Here is a 15,223-nt window from a genome sequence, read left to right on the forward strand (position 1 = left end):
CTGCGCTTTCACGCCCAACCTATGAAGGTGCCGCCGGGACGACGCTTACGCTGCATGTCTCCCGACGCTTCCATGGGCTCTCCTCCTCTTGTGTGCCGGTCTCTCCCGCGCACTGCGCCGGACAACAGCGGCGGCGTCTTCCCGGTTCCCCCGGCCTCAGCGCTGCATGGTCGGATTGCAGGCCGGATTGGCCCGCGGGCACGGCGGGTCGTCGAGATTCGTGCCGCGCACCGGCGGATTGGCCCTCGACCCCGGCAGGTTGAGCCGCCTTTCCTGGGAATCATGGGGTGGACCGCCCGGTAGGGCGCGCTGCCCCATGCCGCGCAAGGTGGTGGCCGGGCCGGTCGAGAGCGGGCTGCGGGTTTGGGCATACGCGGCATCCACCGCCGGAAACACCGCCAGGCCGGCTGCGACAGCCACCGCCATAGCCCATGCCGCCCGCGCGGAAGGCATCCCCCCCATTCCGCGCGGCCACCTCAGCGCCTCCACCATGTGCCCTCCTCCGCCGCGCCGATCCGGCAACGCCATTCCCCAGAGATAGTGGCCGGACGGCTCTGAAACGAGTCCCCATGGACGGACCGCGCGCGGTTGCGGTCGCTGCGCCCGCTGCAACGAGATGGCGAGCGGCCGCGGGGGGGACGCTGGCGATCCGGCGCTTGCCATCCGCCCGCGAACCCCTTAATTCCCGCCTCGGGAGCCCGTAGCTCAGCCGGTAGAGCACGTGACTTTTAATCATGGGGTCTCGGGTTCGAATCCCGACGGGCTCACCACCTCACCCTCCATGTCGGCGCGTCGGCCGATCCCGGCCGGAGTTACCGGTGATGCCCTCCGACATAGAATGTCCGCAGGCTCATGAAGTGGCCGATCCCGAGGTTGGGGAGCGGCCGATCGCCCTCAGTGAACTGGCCGCCATCCTCGCCCGCCGAGCGCTGGACGCCCGCATCCTGGTCGCCCTGGTCGGTGCGCCGGGTGCCGGCAAGTCCACCCTTGCGGAAGCGCTTGCCCACCAGCTCAACGCCGCGCAGCCGGGCGCTGCCTGCGTCGTCCCGATGGACGGCTTCCACTATGACGACGCCGTTCTCGATGCGCGCGGGCTGCGGGCGGTGAAGGGCGCACCCGAGACCTTCGACGTCGCGGGGCTGCGCCATCTTCTCCAGCGCCTCGGCGGCGCGCAGGAACAGGTCGCGGTGCCGGTGTTCGACCGCGACCTGGAGCTCTCGCGGGCCGGCGCGCGGATTGTCGGCACCGCCGTCCGCTGCGTGATCGTGGAGGGCAACTACCTGCTTCTGCGCCTCCCGCCCTGGTCGGACCTGCGTGCCCTGTTCGATGTCTCGGTGCGGATCGAGGTGCCGGTGGAGGCGCTGCGCCGCCGGCTGGAAGCGCGCTGGCGCCATTACGGCCTGACACCGGAGCGCATCCGCGAGAAGGTCGAGGGCAACGACCTGCCCAACGGGGCGCGGGTGCGCGCGGAAAGCGCACCCGCCGATTTCGTGGTGGAATCCTGAGGTGAGCCGGCGACGCGGTTTCCGGCCGGGTCAGGCCGCATTGGGCGGTCGCGGCGCGCGGCGGGTGGGGTCGGGCACCGGCACCGCCGCCATCAGTTCCCGCGTATAGGCCTCCACCGGGTTTTCGAACACGGCACGCCGGCTTCCCGCCTCGACGATGCGTCCGCCGCGCATCACCGCCACGTCGTGGCACATGCGCTCGATCACCGCCATGTCGTGGGAGATGAAGAGATAGGCGAGCCCCATCGTCTCCTGCAGCTCCAGCATCAGGTCGAGCACACGCGCGCGCACCGAGACGTCGAGCGCCGCCACGCTCTCATCCGCCACGATCAGCTTCGGCTCGAGCGCGAGAGCGCGGGCGATGCAGATGCGCTGGCGCTGGCCGCCGGAGAATTCATGGGGGTAGCGGGCGGCGTGGTCGGGCGACAGGCCGACCCGCCGGAGCAGCTCGGCAGCCCGCTCGCGCCGCTCGGCCGGGGTGCCGATGCGATGGATCGCAAGTGGCTCGGCGATGGCCGCGCCGACCGACATGCGCGGGTCGAGCGAGGCATAGGGGTCCTGGAAGATCATCTGCGCCTTGCGCCGCACCGGGCGCATCTCCCGGGCGGAAAGGCCGGTGATCGCCACGCCGTCCAGCGTGACCTCGCCGGCAAAGGGGACGAGCCCGAGCACCGCCTTGCCGGTGGTCGACTTGCCGGAGCCGCTTTCCCCCACGAGGCCGAGGGTGCGCCCGCGCCTCAGTTCGAACGAAACGCCTTCCACCGCCCGGTGGCCGGGAGCCCGCAGGCCAAGCCAGTTGCGGGGGCCGGGGTAGCTGACCGAGAGATCGCGCGCGAACAGCACCGGCCCTTCCGCGGGCGGCGGCTCGTGCGCCGGCGCCGCGGTGACGCGGGGCGGCCCTTCAAGGCCGGTCCGCGCCCCGAGCCGCGGCACCGCCGCCAGCAGGGTCCGGGTGTATTCCTCGCGCGGCACGGTGAAGAGCGGCACGACGCCGGCGGCCTCCACGATGCGGCCCGCCCGCAGGATGGCGACGCGATCGGCCATTTCCGCCACCACGCCCATGTCGTGGGTGATGAGAATGATCGACGTGCCGAACTCTCCCTTCAGCTCGCGCATCAATGTGAGGATCTGCGCCTGCACGGTCACGTCCAGCGCCGTCGTCGGCTCGTCGGCGATCAGCACCTTGGGGCGGCAGGACAGCGCCATGGCGATCATCACGCGCTGGCGCATGCCGCCGGAGAGCTCATGGGGGTATTGGCCGAGCCGGCGCGCCGGATCGGCGATACGCACGGCATCCAGCATGTCCCGGGCGCGCGCCGCGGCATTCGCCGCCCCCTGATGGGCGCGTATCGCCTCGGTGAGCTGGGCGCCCACGCTCATCACCGGGTTGAGCGAGGTCATCGGCTCCTGAAAGATCATGGCGATGTCGCCGCCGCGCACCCGCCGCATCGCCCGATCCGGCAGAGGCAGCAGGTCGCGGCCCTCCAGACGGATCGACCCCGCCGCGACCCGCAGCGATGCCTTGGGCAGCAGCCGCATGATGGCCAGCGAGGTGACGGACTTGCCGGAGCCGGATTCGCCCGCGAGGCAGAGCGTCTCGCCGGCCCCGAGGTGGAAGCTCACCTCGTGCAGCACACGGTGCGCGCCGGAGGGCGTGCGCGCATCCACGCACAGGCCTTCGACCGAAAGGACGGGTGCGGTCACGAAAACACGATCCGCGGGAAGTAGAAGGAGACCACCCAGTTCGGCATGTCGACGATCTCGCTGATGCGCAGGTCGCCGCACACTGAGCAGAGCATGTAGGCATCCACCGGGTTCAGCCCGTGCTCGGCGGCCAGCAGGTCGACCATCCGCGTCACGGCCTCCCGGGCCCCGGTCATGAGGTCCGGCCCGATGCCGGTCGTCACCTCGTAGCCGGCGGCGTCGAGATGGCGCGTTACCGGGCCCGGCGTGGTGAAGCGCGGCGCTGCCAGCCGCGCGTCCTTCACCAGTTCGAGTGTGGCTTCCACCTCCATCCGGCTTTCGATGGCGGTGCCGCAGACCTCGCCGTCGCCCTGCGCCGCGTGGGTGTCGCCGATCGAGAACAGCGCGCCCGGCACGTCGACGGGCAGATAGAGCGTCACCCCCTCGCCGATGTCGCGAATGTCGAGATTGCCGCCGACGCGGCGTGGCGGAACGATGGAGTGCAGGCCCGGCTCCGCCGGAGCGACGCCGATGGTGCCGGCAAAGGGCTTCAGCGGCACGCGGCCGCCGGGGCCATAAAGCGCCGGGGCGAGAGCGGCGCCGTCATAGGTCCATACATGCAGCGCCGGTTCGGTGAACTGGTCGGCGAGCAGGCCGAAGCCGGGGATGTTCGCGGTCCAGCCGATGCCGGAGGGCACGAAGCGGCGGATCGTCACCTTGAGCGCGTCGCCCGGCTCGGCGCCCTCGACGAAGACCGGCCCGGAGACGGGGTTGATACGGCTGAAATCGAGCGTCCGCACATTGTCCACGGTCGATCCCGCGCCGAGCTGCCCCGCGGAAGAGTCCATGCATTCGAAATGGATGGTCTCGCCGGGCCGGGCGGTGAGCACGGGAGCGAAGTCCCGGTTCCAGCCGAAATGGTGGCTGGTGCGGTGGATGGTGTGGTTGCAGGCCACGCACATGGTCGTTCTCGCGAATGGACGGGCGGGGGACCGGCGCCACGGTGTACCCATGGCGCCGGCGGTCAGACGCGCGTGAAAGCGGCCTCGGCCGGGGCGTCAGTTCTTCACGAAGATGGCGTCGTAATTGATGACGCGGGTCGGATCGATGTAGATGTTCGGCTCGCCGCCCATGCGCTTCGACTTCGCCACGACGCGGCGTTCGTTGAAGATCGGGATCCACGGGGCGTCGGCCATCACGTCGATGAAGACCTTCTTCCACGCCTCGACGCGCTCGGCGGACTTCGCGGGGTCGGACATGGAGTCGGCCGCGACCGCGCGCTTCTGAAGCTCCTCATTGCAGTACCACGACCAGTTCCAGCCGCCCTGCACCGCGCCGGCACAGCCGAGGATGGGGCCGTAGAAGTTGGAGGGATCGGGGAAATCGGCGATCCACGCCATGCCGCCCGACCAGATCATCGGCGCCTCGCCCTCGGTGCCGCCGGCGGCGATGACGTTGGACTGCGCCAGCGCCTTGATCTCGGCCTTCACACCCACCGCCGCGAGGTCCTGCTGGATCGCCTGGGCGATGCGCGGCTGGGGGTCGGTGTTGGTGGAATAAAGAACCGTCGAGAAGCCATCGGGATAGCCGGCTTCCTTCAGAAGTTCCTTTGCCTTGGCGACATCGTAGGCGTAGCCCTTGTAGGCGGTGTCGTAGCCCGGCATCAGCGGCGGCAGCGGCTGGTTGGCGGGAGTGGCGCGCCCGTTGACGATGCGCACGATGCGATCCTTGTTGATCGCCATGTTCAGCGCCTGACGCACCTTCACATTGTCGAGCGGCTTGATGTGGGTGTTGAGCGTGACATAGCCGGTGTTGAGCTGCTGCCCGTCGACGATCATCTCCTTGGCGTCGGGGCCCTTGCTCATCTCGAGGAACTTGGCCGGAGGAATGCCGTCGCCGGCGATGTCGACCTCGCCCTTCTGCAGCCGCAGCAGCGCCACCAGCGGCTCCTGGCCGATCTCGATGGTGAAGCTGTCGATATGGGGCACGCCCTTGACGAAATAGTCGGGGTTGCGGGCGAACACCAGCTTCTGGCCGATCACCCACTCCTTCAGCACGAAGGTGCCGGAGCCGACCGGCTTCTTGCCGAAGTCGCCGGCAGCGGCCTCGACGGCTTCCTTCGGCACGATGGAGGAGAAGTTGATCGCCAGCACGTGCAGGAAGGTGGCATCGGGACGGGAGAGCTTGAACACCACCGTGTCGGCGTCGGGCGTCTCGATGCCGGCGAGGCCGGTCGCCTTGCCCGCGGTGAAGTCGTCGAAGCCGGCGATCGCGCCGAAGAAGCCGGCGCCGGGACCCTGGGTCTTGGGGTCCACCGCGCGCTCGATGGAGTACTTCACGTCGGCGGGCACCACCTCGCGCCCGTTGGTGAACTTCACGCCCTTGCGCAGCTTGAAGGTGTAGGTCAGCCCGTCCGGCGAGACGGTGAAGCTTTCGGCCAGCGAGGGCACCAGGTCCGGCGTGCCGGGGGTGTAGTCCATCAGCCGCGAGAACAGGCTCTTGATGATCGACCAGTTCTGCCAGTCATAGCCGATGGCGGGATCGAGCGTGGCGATGTCGTCCTTGTAGGTCACCACGATGTCGCCGCCCTGCGCCTGGGCGGCGGCCGGGGTCGGCAGCGCCACGCTCAGCGCGGCCGCGGGGGCAAGGGCGAGGGCGGCCGCAAGGGCCGTCGATCGCATCAAGGTCTTCAGCATGGCGTTGGAACCCTCTGTACGGTTGGTCTTACGCGTTTGGAGACATCAGGCCGCGCGGATGCGCGGATCGATCAGTGGCGCCGCAAGGTCGGCGACGAGGTTGCCGAGGACGATGGCGAAGGCCGACACCAGCGTCACGCCCATGATGATGGGGATGTCGACCTGCTGGATCGCCTGCCAGGCGAGCTGGCCGATGCCCGGCCAGCCATACACCGCCTCGACCACCACGGTGCCGCTCATGAACTGGCCGATGTCGATGCCGATCATGGCGATCACCGGCAGAAGGGCATTGGGCAGGGCGTGGCGCAGCACGACCCGCGGCGCGGAAAGCCCCTTGGCGTTCGCGGTGCGGACATAGTCCTGTCCCAGCACCTCGATCATCGCCGAGCGCACGACCCGGGCGTACCAGCCGGCGCCGAGGATGCCGAGCGTGAAGGCTGGCAGCACCAGATGCGCCGGCGTGCCGTAGCCCGACATCGGGAACCAGCCCAGCGTCGCCGCGAAGATGTAGAGCAGCAACAGGGCGACGAGGAACTGCGGGGTCGACACCCCGACGAAGGAAAGCGTCATCACCAGCCGGTCGACCACGCCGTCGCGCCGCAACGCCGCGATCACGCCGAGCGTCAGCCCGATCGCGACTTCGATCGCGATGCCGGCCGCCATCAGCGTCAGCGTCGCCGGCAGCCGGGCGAGGATGAGCGGCGCGACCGCCGTCTTCTGGTTGAAGGAGCGGCCGAGATCGCCGTGCAGTAGATTGACGAGGTAGTTCCAGAACTGCACCGGCAGCGGCAGGTCCAGCCCGAGCTGGTGGCGGATGCTGGCGACGGTGGCGGGCGTCGCGTTGCGCCCCGCCAGCAGCACCGCCGGGTCGGCGGGCAGGGCGTAGAGCAGCACGAAGGTGATGGCGGCGACGCCGAGCAGGATGAGCGCCGCCTGCACGGCCCGGCGGGCGAACAGCGCGAGCATCAGTCCCTCCCCCGCTGGGTCGGGTCGAGCAGGTCGCGCAGCGCGTCACCGACCAGATTGAAGGAAAGCGCCGTGGCGAGGATCGCCGCACCGGGGAAGAAGACCAGCCAGGGCGCGGACTGGAAGTAGCTCTGGCTCTCGAACACGATGTTGCCCCAGGAGGGCTCCGGCGGCTGCACGCCGATGCCGAGGAAGGACAGCGTCGCTTCCAGCAGCACCGTGGTGGCGATGCCGAGCGTGCCCCACACGATGGCGGTGGGCACGAGGTGCGGCAGGATATGCCGGCCGAGAATGCGCAGGTGCCCCGCCCCCATCGCCCGCTCGGCGAGGATGAAGTCGCGCTCCGCCAGCGAGCGGGTCTCGGTGTAGGCGATGCGCGCGACCTGCACCCAGTTCACCATGGCGATGACCATGGCGACGATCCAGAGGCTCGGCTTCAGCAGCGCCGCCAGCACGATGGCCAGCAGCAGGGCGGGAAAGGCGGTCATCAGGTCGGTGAAGCGCATCAGCAGGCCGCCGGGCAGGCCGCCGAAATAGCCGGCGAACACCCCCACGGTCAGCCCGATCAGCACCGCCGTGCCGTTCGCCACCAGCCCGATCAGCAGCGAGGTCCGGGCGCCGTAGATGAGGCGCGAAAGCAGATCGCGGCCGAGCGTGTCGGTGCCGAGCAGGAACTCATGCGACGGCGGCAGCGGCGCGCCTTCCAGCGAGAGCCCGTCATAGATCTGGTTGTCGGGCGCATAGGGCGCCAGCCACGGCGCGAACAGCGCGGCGGCGGCGACGGTCGCGATGACAAGCAACCCGGCCACCAGCACGGGGCGGCGCGCCAGCGCGCGGAAGGTGTTCAATGCCGCCATCACCCCGCCTCCGGCAGGGCGAGCTGGCGCGCCAGCAGCGCCGCGGCCGCCTGTTCCAGCGTCATCCGGCGCCGCATCGCCACCTCGCGCAGCTGGCGATAGGCGGCTTCCTCGTCGATCTGCCGGGCCACTGCGATGGCTTCCACCGCCTTGAGCACCAGCCCGCGCAGCCGCAGCCGCGCCGTCAGGCCGGCAATCTGGTCCCGCGCCGCGCGGCGCTCTTCAAAGGCATGAACGGCCAGCACGAGGGCGGGATAGACCGCCGCCGGCACGACCGGCTTGGCGATGATGGCGCCGGCGCCCTGCTCGATCGCCCAGGCGATGCGCCCGGGCGCTTCCGAGCCGAGCAGCGCCACCACCGGCAGCCGGGCGGCGCCGGGCTCCCACGGCAGCAGCCCGGCCCAGCCCTGGTCGGCGTCCACCAGCACGATGTCGCAGGAATCGTCCGCGGCCAGCGGCGACCATTGGCGCTCGACGGCGAGACCCAGCAGGCCGAGCTGGCGCGCCAGCCGGTCGATGCTCTCCTCGGGACGGTGCAGGATCACGGCGCGGCGGCCGACGAAGCTGGGCGTGCTCATGAGACCACCCGCAGATGGGGACGGGCGCGCCCGTCGCGCAGGCCCGTCAGATAAGGGTCGGCCGCGATGGCCGGGCGCGAGGCGACGATGTCGAAGCCCCCCTCCGCGTTGATGCGGCCGAGATGGAACGGCAGCGCCGCGTGATTGGTCCGTGGATCGATGCGGATCGTGCCCTGCACGGTCGCGTGCGGGCGGCCCAGCAGCGCCTGGCGCACCGCGCCGGGCTCGTCCGTCCCCGCCGCGACGATGGCGCGGGCGCAGAGATCGACCGCGGCATGGGCGGCGGCGAAGAACGTGGAGGCCCGGCGCTCCCGGCCCCAGCGGGCGGCGATATCGGCCTTGAACGCCCGGTTCTCGGCGGTGTCGAGGCTGTCGAAATAGCAGGCGGCCGCGAGCTGGCCGACGGCGACGCCCGGCTCGATCTCGCCCAGCTCGCATTCGGTGAGGTCGCAGCTCACGACCGGGCACACCTCCGGCCGGAAGGCGGGGTCGCGCGCCGCCAGCCGGCTCATCGCCGCGAGAAAGGCGTAGCTCGAAGGGCCGATGAGGTTGTTGAGGATGAAGGAGGGGCGCTGCGCCTCGATTTCCGCCACCAGCCGCTCGATCTCCGTCTCGTCGATCGGCAGGAAGCGCTCGCCCACCACCTCCCCGCCCCCGGCGAGCAGAAGCTCGCGGGCGAGACGGTTCATCTCCCAGCCCCAGACATAGTTCGCGCCGAGCAGGAAGGCGCGGCCGCCATGGCGGGGAATGAGATACTCGAACAGCGGCAGCAGGTGCTGGTTCGGGCAGGCGCCGGTGTAGATCACGCTCTCATTGGCCTCGAACCCCTCATAGGGGCAGACGTACCAGAGAAGACCGTCGTGCTTTTCCACCAGCGGAATCACGTCCTTGCGGCCGGCGGAGAGGATGGTGCCGACGATGTGGCGGCAGCCCCGCTCGCGCAGCAGCTCACGGGCGAGCGTGACATAGCGCGGCCCCTCCCCGCCGGGATCGGCATAGACCGGCTCCACCGCGATGCCGGCGGCGGCGAGATGCTCGATCGCCAGCGCGGCGCCGTCGTGGCAATCCCGCCCCATGGCGCCGTAGGGCCCCTGGGTCGAATAGAGAATGCCGATGCGAAGGGGCGTGACCATGAAGCTCCGGGGACGAAATCCAGAAGCCGAACGCAAAAAACCCCACGAAACCGACTCCGCCGGGCGGCGGGGTTTCGCGGGGCGCTGTTGCCCTCGGCTTCTTCAGCCAATGTCTGCCCCGCCGCAATGACTACGGTATGGGCATGGCTACGATATGGGCTCCCGCGTCGAAGTCAATGCCTCGATGACCTCCGGCCGACAAATCCAGCGCCGCCGTCGCTACCCCGCGGCGCGGTCAGGCCTCCCCCGCCATGTCCTTTCGCCATGGCGGGTCGGCCCCGACCCGCGTGACCGAGAGCGCCGCCGCCCGGGCGGCGAAGTCGAGCGCCGCGCGCAGCGTGTCGGCTCCGATGTCGGCGAGCGCGTCCGCGCTCAGCAGGTCGCGGTCCGCCAGCGCCGTGAGAAAGCCGGCATTGAAGGTGTCGCCGGCTCCCACCGTGTCGGCAACCTTCACTGCCGGCGCCGCGACCTCTACATCGAGCCCGCGGCCGAAGGCGCGGGCGCCACGGGCGCCGAGCGTCACCAGCACGAGCCGCGGCCCCTGCGCCTGCACCGCCCGGGCCTGGGTCGCGAGGTCGCCGGGGCCCATGAGCCAGAACAAATCCTCGTCCGACAGCTTGACGACATGGCTGAGGCCGACCAGCCGGCGGATGCGGCCGCGATAGGCCGCCTCGTCCCGGATGAAGCCGGGCCGGACATTGGGGTCGAGCATGATGAGGCGGCCGTTGCCGTCACCGGCCACGCGCACCGCCAGCGCCTCCATCGTGGAACCCACCGGCTCCCCGACCAGACTGATTCCGCCGAGGAACAGCGCCGCCACCTCCGCCGGGACATCGGGCAGGTCGGTCGGAGCGAGCATGCGCCCGGCGGTGTTCTCATCCAGGAAGAGATAGCGGGCCTGCCCTTCGACCAATGTCACGAAAGCGAGCGTGGTCGGCCGATCCAGCGGCCGGCAAAGCCGGGCATCGACCCCCGCGGCCGCCAGCGCGGCGCGGAGCTGGTCGCCGAACAGATCGGTGGAGAGGCCGTACCAGAACAGGGTCCGGGTGCCGAGCCGGGCGGCGGCGATGGCGGTGTTGAACACGGCGCCGCCGGGCAGCGGCAGGAAGGCCTGCCCTTCCGGCGTCGCCCGCGGCACCATGTCGATCAGGGCCTCGCCGGCGCAGAGCAGAACCGGAGACGAAGGCGGAGCGTGGTCGGTCATCTCTCATGTCCTCGCGGCGACACCCGGCACGTTCCCGCCCGAGCCCGCACGTCCTTTATGCCGGCCTGTCGCACGCGGGAAGACCCGCGAGCGCCTCAGCCGTGCAGATAGTCGGTCAGCACGGCGCGGGCGCCACGGCGCCACAGGTCGTCCAGCGCGGCGGCGAAGGCGGCCACCACCTCGGCGTCGCTGCCGAGGTCGCCATACACCTCTTCCATTGCAAGCCAGAGCGCGGGATTGTCCTTCGCGGCCCGCGCCCGCGCGGTCAGCTCGTCCCAGTTGGGGTCGTTCGGCGCGATCTCGGCGCCGCTGTCGGTCACCCCGGCGCAGTAGCGGCACCACAGCGCCGATTCGAGGATCAGCCCGAGCGGGAGTCGACCGGCGGCGCGATTGTCGCGGATCGACGGGACGATGAATTTCGGCTGGCGGTTGGAACCGTCGAGGCACAACCGGCGGACGGTATCCGCCACGTCGGGGTTGGCGAAGCGCTCGCGGATGATGGCGAGGTAGTCCGCGAGGTCGGTGTCGGGCACCGGTGGCACGATCGGCAGGATTTCCTCGCGCTCGACCTTGTCGAGGAAGCCAGCGATCAGCGGCTCGGCCATCGCCTCGTGCACGAGAGCGATATCCATCAGCCCGCCGGGATAGGCGATGATGGCATGGCCGCCATTGAGGATGCGGATCTTCATCGTCTCATAGGCATGGACATGCTCGGTGAAGGTGACGCCGACCTTCTCCAGCGCCGGCCGGCCCGCCGGGAAATGATCTTCGAGCACCCACTGGCGGAACGGCTCGCAGGTCACCGGAACGGGATCGTCGAGGCCGAAGGCGGCCGCCATCGCCCGCTCCCGCTCGCCGGTGGCGGGGGTGATGCGGTCCACCATCCCGTTTGGGAAAGCCACATTCGCGTCGACCCAGGCGGCGAAGTCCGGGTCCGCGAGCCGTGCCAGCCCCACCACCACCTGCCGGGTGACATGGCCGTTGCCCGGCAGGTTGTCGCAGGACATCACGGTGAACGGCGGGACACCGGCCACCCGGCGGGCGGCAAGCGCGGCGAGGATGGCGCCGAAGGCGGTCTGCGGCGCCGCCGGGTTGGCCGCGTCGGCGCGGATATCGGCCGCCTCGGTGTCGAGCTTTCCCGCCGGGTCGAGGAAATAGCCGCCCTCCGTCACGGTAAGGCTGACGATGCGGATGTCCGGCCGCGACATGGCGGCGATAAGGGCGGCATTGCCGTCCTCCACCGGAATGAAGCCGATCATCGCGCCGACGCGGCGGGCGCTGTGGCCGGTGGGATCGAGCTCGATGACGGTGGACAGGCAGCCCTGCGCCAGCAGGGCCTCGCGCATGCGCCCGTCCGCCGGCCGCACGCCGGCCCCGAGGATCGCCCAGTCGTGGTCCCCGCCGAGGGCGAAGAGATCGTCGAGATAGACCGCCTGATGCGCGCGGTGGAAATTGCCGAGCCCGATATGGACGATGCCGGGCGTCAGGCGGGCGCGGTCATAGGCGGGAAGCGATATGGCGGGCAGGGTCATCTCGGGTCATCCGGTTGTCGTCGCCCCGGGCTGCGGAGGGGCGAAGTCTGTGCGCGGCGGCGGCAGGCACTGCGAGGGGCCCCTGACCACCGGCGGCATCGTGGGGTCGTTCAGAAGAAGGGCTCCGGCGTCGGGTCGGCGGATGCAGGGGTCTGGCCGCCGGTCCCGCGCCGTGGAGCCGTTCAGAGTGCCTTTCCGGTGGCGTCGAAGCGGTGGAACTTGTCGGCCTGCGGCGCCAGCGCGACGGCATCGCCGTAGCGCAGCGCCACCTCGCCGCCGGCCCGCACATTCACCGTGCCGACGCCGGCGACCTCCACCTTCAGGAAGGTGTCGGAGCCGAGATGCTCGGAAATGCCGACCACCCCCTTCCAGGGACCCCCCTCCGCCACGGCAATGTGCTCGGGCCGGATGCCGAGGGTGTGGGCGCCGTGCCGCGCCGCCTCGGCGCCCTCGATGAAGTTCATCTTCGGGCTGCCGATGAAGCCGGCGACGAAGAGATTGACCGGAGAGCGGTAAAGGTCGATCGGGCTGCCGACCTGCTCGATCCGCCCGGCATTCAGCACCACGATCTTGTCGGCCATGGTCATGGCCTCGACCTGGTCGTGGGTGACGTAGATCATGGTGGTCTTGAGCGTCTGGTGCAGCTCGGAGATTTCCTGCCGCATCGACACGCGCAGCGCGGCGTCGAGGTTCGAGAGCGGCTCGTCGAACAGGAAGGCCGCCGGCTCCCGCACGATCGCCCGGCCGATGGCCACGCGCTGGCGCTGGCCGCCGGAGAGCTGGCCGGGCCGCCGGTCGAGATAGGGCACGAGGTTGAGGATCTTCGCCGCCGCCTCGACCTTGCGCTCCTGCTCCGCCTTGGGCACCCCCGCCATGCGCAGGGGAAAGGCGATGTTCTTGCGCACGCTCATGTGGGGGTAGAGCGCATAGCTCTGGAACACCATGGCGAGGCCGCGCCGCGCCGGCGGCAGCCGGGTGGCGTCGCGCCCGTCGATCGCGATCGTGCCGGAGCTGGCATCCTCCAGCCCCGCGATCAGCCGCAGCAAAGTGGACTTGCCGCAGCCGGACGGGCCGACGAACACGACGAACTCGCCATCCGCGATGGTGAGGTCGATGCCCTGGATGATGGACACGCCGCCGAAGGACTTCTTCACCTGGGAAAGGGCAATCTCACCCATGGGTCACTTCCTATTTCACAGCGCCGAAGGTCAGCCCGCGCACGAGCTGCTTCTGGCTGAACCAGCCGAGGATGAGGATGGGCGCGATCGCCATGGTGCTGGCGGCCGAGAGCTTGGCGTAGAAGAGGCCTTCGGGGCTTGAATAGCTGGCGATGAAGGCGGTGAGCGGGGCCGCGTTCGCGGCCGTGAGATTGAGGGTCCAGAAGCTCTCGTTCCACGCCAGGATGACGTTGAGCAGCAGCGTCGAGGCAATGCCCGGCACCGCCATCGGCGTGAGGACATAGAGGATCTCCGAGCCCAGCGACGCGCCGTCCATGCGCGCGGCCTCGAGGATCTCGCCCGGTATCTCCTTGAAGTAGGTGTAGAGCATCCAGACGATGATCGGCAGGTTGACCAGGGTGAGCACCGCCACGAGGCCGACCCGGGTGTCGAGCAGCCCGGTGTCGCGGGCGAGCAGATAGATCGGCACCAGCACGCCGACCGCCGGCATCATCTTGGTGGAGAGCATCCACATCAGCAGGTCCTTGGTCCGCCGGCCCGGCACGAAGGCCATGGACCACGCCGCCGGGATCGCGATGAGAAGCCCCACGAGCGTCGAGCCGAGCGCGATGACCACCGAGTTCCAGAAATGCAGGAGGTAGTCCGACCGCGCGTTCACCGTCTCGTAGTTCTCGAGCGTCCAGTCGAAGAACAGGAAGGAGGGGTGAGGCGCGACGGCCTCGCCCTCGGTCTTGAAGGAGGTGAGCACCGTCCAGAGTATGGGGAAGAAGATCAGCAGCCCGATCCCCCAGGCCACGGCCGTGACGAGCGCCTTGCGTCCCGTCGAAACCTCGCGCGCCATCTTCAGCCCTCCAGGTTCTTGCCGATCATCCGCATCAGGAAGACCGCGACGATGTTGGCGAGGATCACCGCGACGATGCCGCCCGCCGACCCCAGCCCGACGTCGAACTGCAGCATGGACTGCATGTAGACGAGGAAGGTGAGCGTGGTGGAAGCCGTGCCCGGCCCGCCATTGGTGGTGACGAGGATCTCGGCGAAGACCGAGAGCAGGAAGATGGTCTGGATCAGCACCACTACGGTGATGGCCCGCGTCAGGTGCGGCAGCGTGAGGTGCAGGAAGCGCCAGAACCAGCCGGCGCCATCCATCTCCGCCGCCTCCATCTGCTCCTGATCGAGGCTCTGCATCGCCGTGAGCAGGATGAGGGTGGCGAAAGGCAGCCACTGCCACGCCACGATCACGATGATCGAGGCGAGCGGCACGTCCGCGAAGAAGTCCACCGGCGTCAGCCCGAGCCCCCGCGCCAGCGCGGCGAACAGCCCGTTGACCGGGTTCATCAGCATGTTCTTCCAGACCAGCGCCGAGACGCTGGGCATCACGAAGAACGGGGCGATGACGAGGATGCGCACGATCCCCTGCCCCCACATCGGCTGGTCGAGCAGAACCGCCAGTCCGATGCCGCCGACCACGGTGATCGCCAGCACGCCGAGCAGCAGCGTCAGCGTGTTGGCCAGTGCCGGCCAGAAGGACGGATCGGTGAAGAAGTACTGGTAGTTCTCGAAACCCGCGAACGCTTCGGTACCCGGCATCAGCAGGTTGAAGCGCAGCAGCGAGAAATAGATGGTCATGGCCAGCGGCACGATCATCCAGAGCAGCAGCAGGATGACCGCCGGCGAGAGCATGAGCCGGCCCGTGATGCGTGAGGCTTGCGTCGCCATGGGCGGACACCTTGGCTGGAGCGGGCGCCGGGCGGGCGCTCCGGTGAGAGCGGAGGGTCGCATCGGTGCCGCCCCTCCCATGGATCGGGAGGGCGGCGCCGGTGCCGGCCGAAGCCGGCGTCTGCCGTCAGGCTCCCGTCCCGCACGGGTTGTCGCGGGACGGTTCTGCCGGCGG

14 protein-coding genes and 1 tRNA gene are annotated in these 15,223 nt (G+C 69.8%); 2 read left to right on the forward strand and 13 right to left on the reverse strand.

Features of this window, described 5'->3' with window-relative positions:
- Positions 1 to 156 precede the first annotated feature (156 nt).
- A complete protein-coding gene (locus KHC27_RS19980; RefSeq protein WP_213341555.1) occupies positions 157 to 492 on the reverse strand; it encodes a hypothetical protein in 336 nt (111 codons plus the stop codon).
- Between the two features lie 202 nt (positions 493 to 694).
- Here KHC27_RS19980 and KHC27_RS19985 point away from each other — a divergent pair.
- Together KHC27_RS19985 and KHC27_RS19990 are read left to right on the forward strand one after the other, a co-directional pair.
- A tRNA-Lys gene (locus KHC27_RS19985) sits at positions 695 to 770 on the forward strand.
- A 51-nt stretch (positions 771 to 821) separates the two neighbouring features.
- Entirely contained in the window at positions 822 to 1,505 is a 684-nt protein-coding gene (locus tag KHC27_RS19990; protein WP_213341557.1) for a nucleoside triphosphate hydrolase, read from the forward strand.
- 30 nt (positions 1,506 to 1,535) lie between these two features.
- Here the strand turns inward: KHC27_RS19990 and KHC27_RS19995 are convergent, their stop codons facing one another.
- The 12 genes from KHC27_RS19995 to KHC27_RS20050 all read right to left on the reverse strand — a co-directional run bounded on the left by KHC27_RS19995 (position 1,536) and on the right by KHC27_RS20050 (position 15,048).
- Positions 1,536 to 3,209: an ABC transporter ATP-binding protein gene (locus KHC27_RS19995; protein ID WP_213341559.1), complete on the reverse strand. Its 1,674-nt coding sequence runs from the start codon at positions 3,207 to 3,209 to the stop codon at positions 1,536 to 1,538.
- A complete protein-coding gene (locus tag KHC27_RS20000; protein WP_213341561.1) occupies positions 3,206 to 4,150 on the reverse strand; it encodes an acetamidase/formamidase family protein in 945 nt (314 codons plus the stop codon). The genes KHC27_RS19995 and KHC27_RS20000 overlap by 4 nt, the downstream gene beginning before the upstream one ends.
- 96 nt (positions 4,151 to 4,246) lie before the next feature.
- The gene (locus KHC27_RS20005) at positions 4,247 to 5,869 is read right to left on the reverse strand and encodes an ABC transporter substrate-binding protein (RefSeq protein WP_425514898.1); all 1,623 of its coding nucleotides are present in this window, start codon (positions 5,867 to 5,869) and stop codon (positions 4,247 to 4,249) included.
- 60 nt (positions 5,870 to 5,929) lie between these two features.
- Entirely contained in the window at positions 5,930 to 6,850 is a 921-nt protein-coding gene (locus KHC27_RS20010) for an ABC transporter permease (protein ID WP_213341565.1), read from the reverse strand.
- Positions 6,850 to 7,707, reverse strand: a complete 858-nt coding sequence (locus tag KHC27_RS20015; protein ID WP_425514899.1) for an ABC transporter permease — start codon at positions 7,705 to 7,707, stop codon at positions 6,850 to 6,852. The genes KHC27_RS20010 and KHC27_RS20015 overlap by 1 nt, the downstream gene beginning before the upstream one ends.
- Complete coding sequence (locus KHC27_RS20020) at positions 7,707 to 8,285, reverse strand: ANTAR domain-containing response regulator (protein ID WP_213341567.1); 579 nt, start codon at positions 8,283 to 8,285, stop codon at positions 7,707 to 7,709. Before KHC27_RS20020 ends, KHC27_RS20015 begins: the two co-directional genes overlap by 1 nt.
- On the reverse strand, positions 8,282 to 9,418 hold the full coding sequence (locus KHC27_RS20025; RefSeq protein WP_213341569.1) for a transporter substrate-binding domain-containing protein: 1,137 nt from the start codon (positions 9,416 to 9,418) through the stop codon (positions 8,282 to 8,284). Before KHC27_RS20025 ends, KHC27_RS20020 begins: the two co-directional genes overlap by 4 nt.
- A gap of 235 nt (positions 9,419 to 9,653) precedes the next feature.
- Positions 9,654 to 10,622, reverse strand: coding sequence for a carbohydrate kinase family protein (locus KHC27_RS20030; RefSeq protein ID WP_213341571.1), 969 nt, complete (start codon positions 10,620 to 10,622; stop codon positions 9,654 to 9,656).
- A 95-nt stretch (positions 10,623 to 10,717) separates the two neighbouring features.
- Complete coding sequence (locus tag KHC27_RS20035; protein ID WP_213341573.1) at positions 10,718 to 12,154, reverse strand: mannitol dehydrogenase family protein; 1,437 nt, start codon at positions 12,152 to 12,154, stop codon at positions 10,718 to 10,720.
- Positions 12,155 to 12,336: 182 nt separating this feature from the next.
- Complete coding sequence (locus KHC27_RS20040) at positions 12,337 to 13,332, reverse strand: ABC transporter ATP-binding protein (RefSeq protein WP_213341575.1); 996 nt, start codon at positions 13,330 to 13,332, stop codon at positions 12,337 to 12,339.
- A 10-nt stretch (positions 13,333 to 13,342) separates the two neighbouring features.
- On the reverse strand, positions 13,343 to 14,173 hold the full coding sequence (locus KHC27_RS20045) for a carbohydrate ABC transporter permease (protein ID WP_213341577.1): 831 nt from the start codon (positions 14,171 to 14,173) through the stop codon (positions 13,343 to 13,345).
- 2 nt (positions 14,174 to 14,175) lie between these two features.
- Positions 14,176 to 15,048 (reverse strand): carbohydrate ABC transporter permease, encoded by an 873-nt coding sequence (locus KHC27_RS20050; RefSeq protein ID WP_213341579.1) that lies wholly within the window; start codon positions 15,046 to 15,048, stop codon positions 14,176 to 14,178.
- Positions 15,049 to 15,223: the final 175 nt, after the last annotated feature.

Origin of the sequence: Ancylobacter lacus (genome assembly GCF_018390635.1) — a bacterium.
GTDB classification, from domain to species: domain Bacteria; phylum Pseudomonadota; class Alphaproteobacteria; order Rhizobiales; family Xanthobacteraceae; genus Ancylobacter; species Ancylobacter lacus.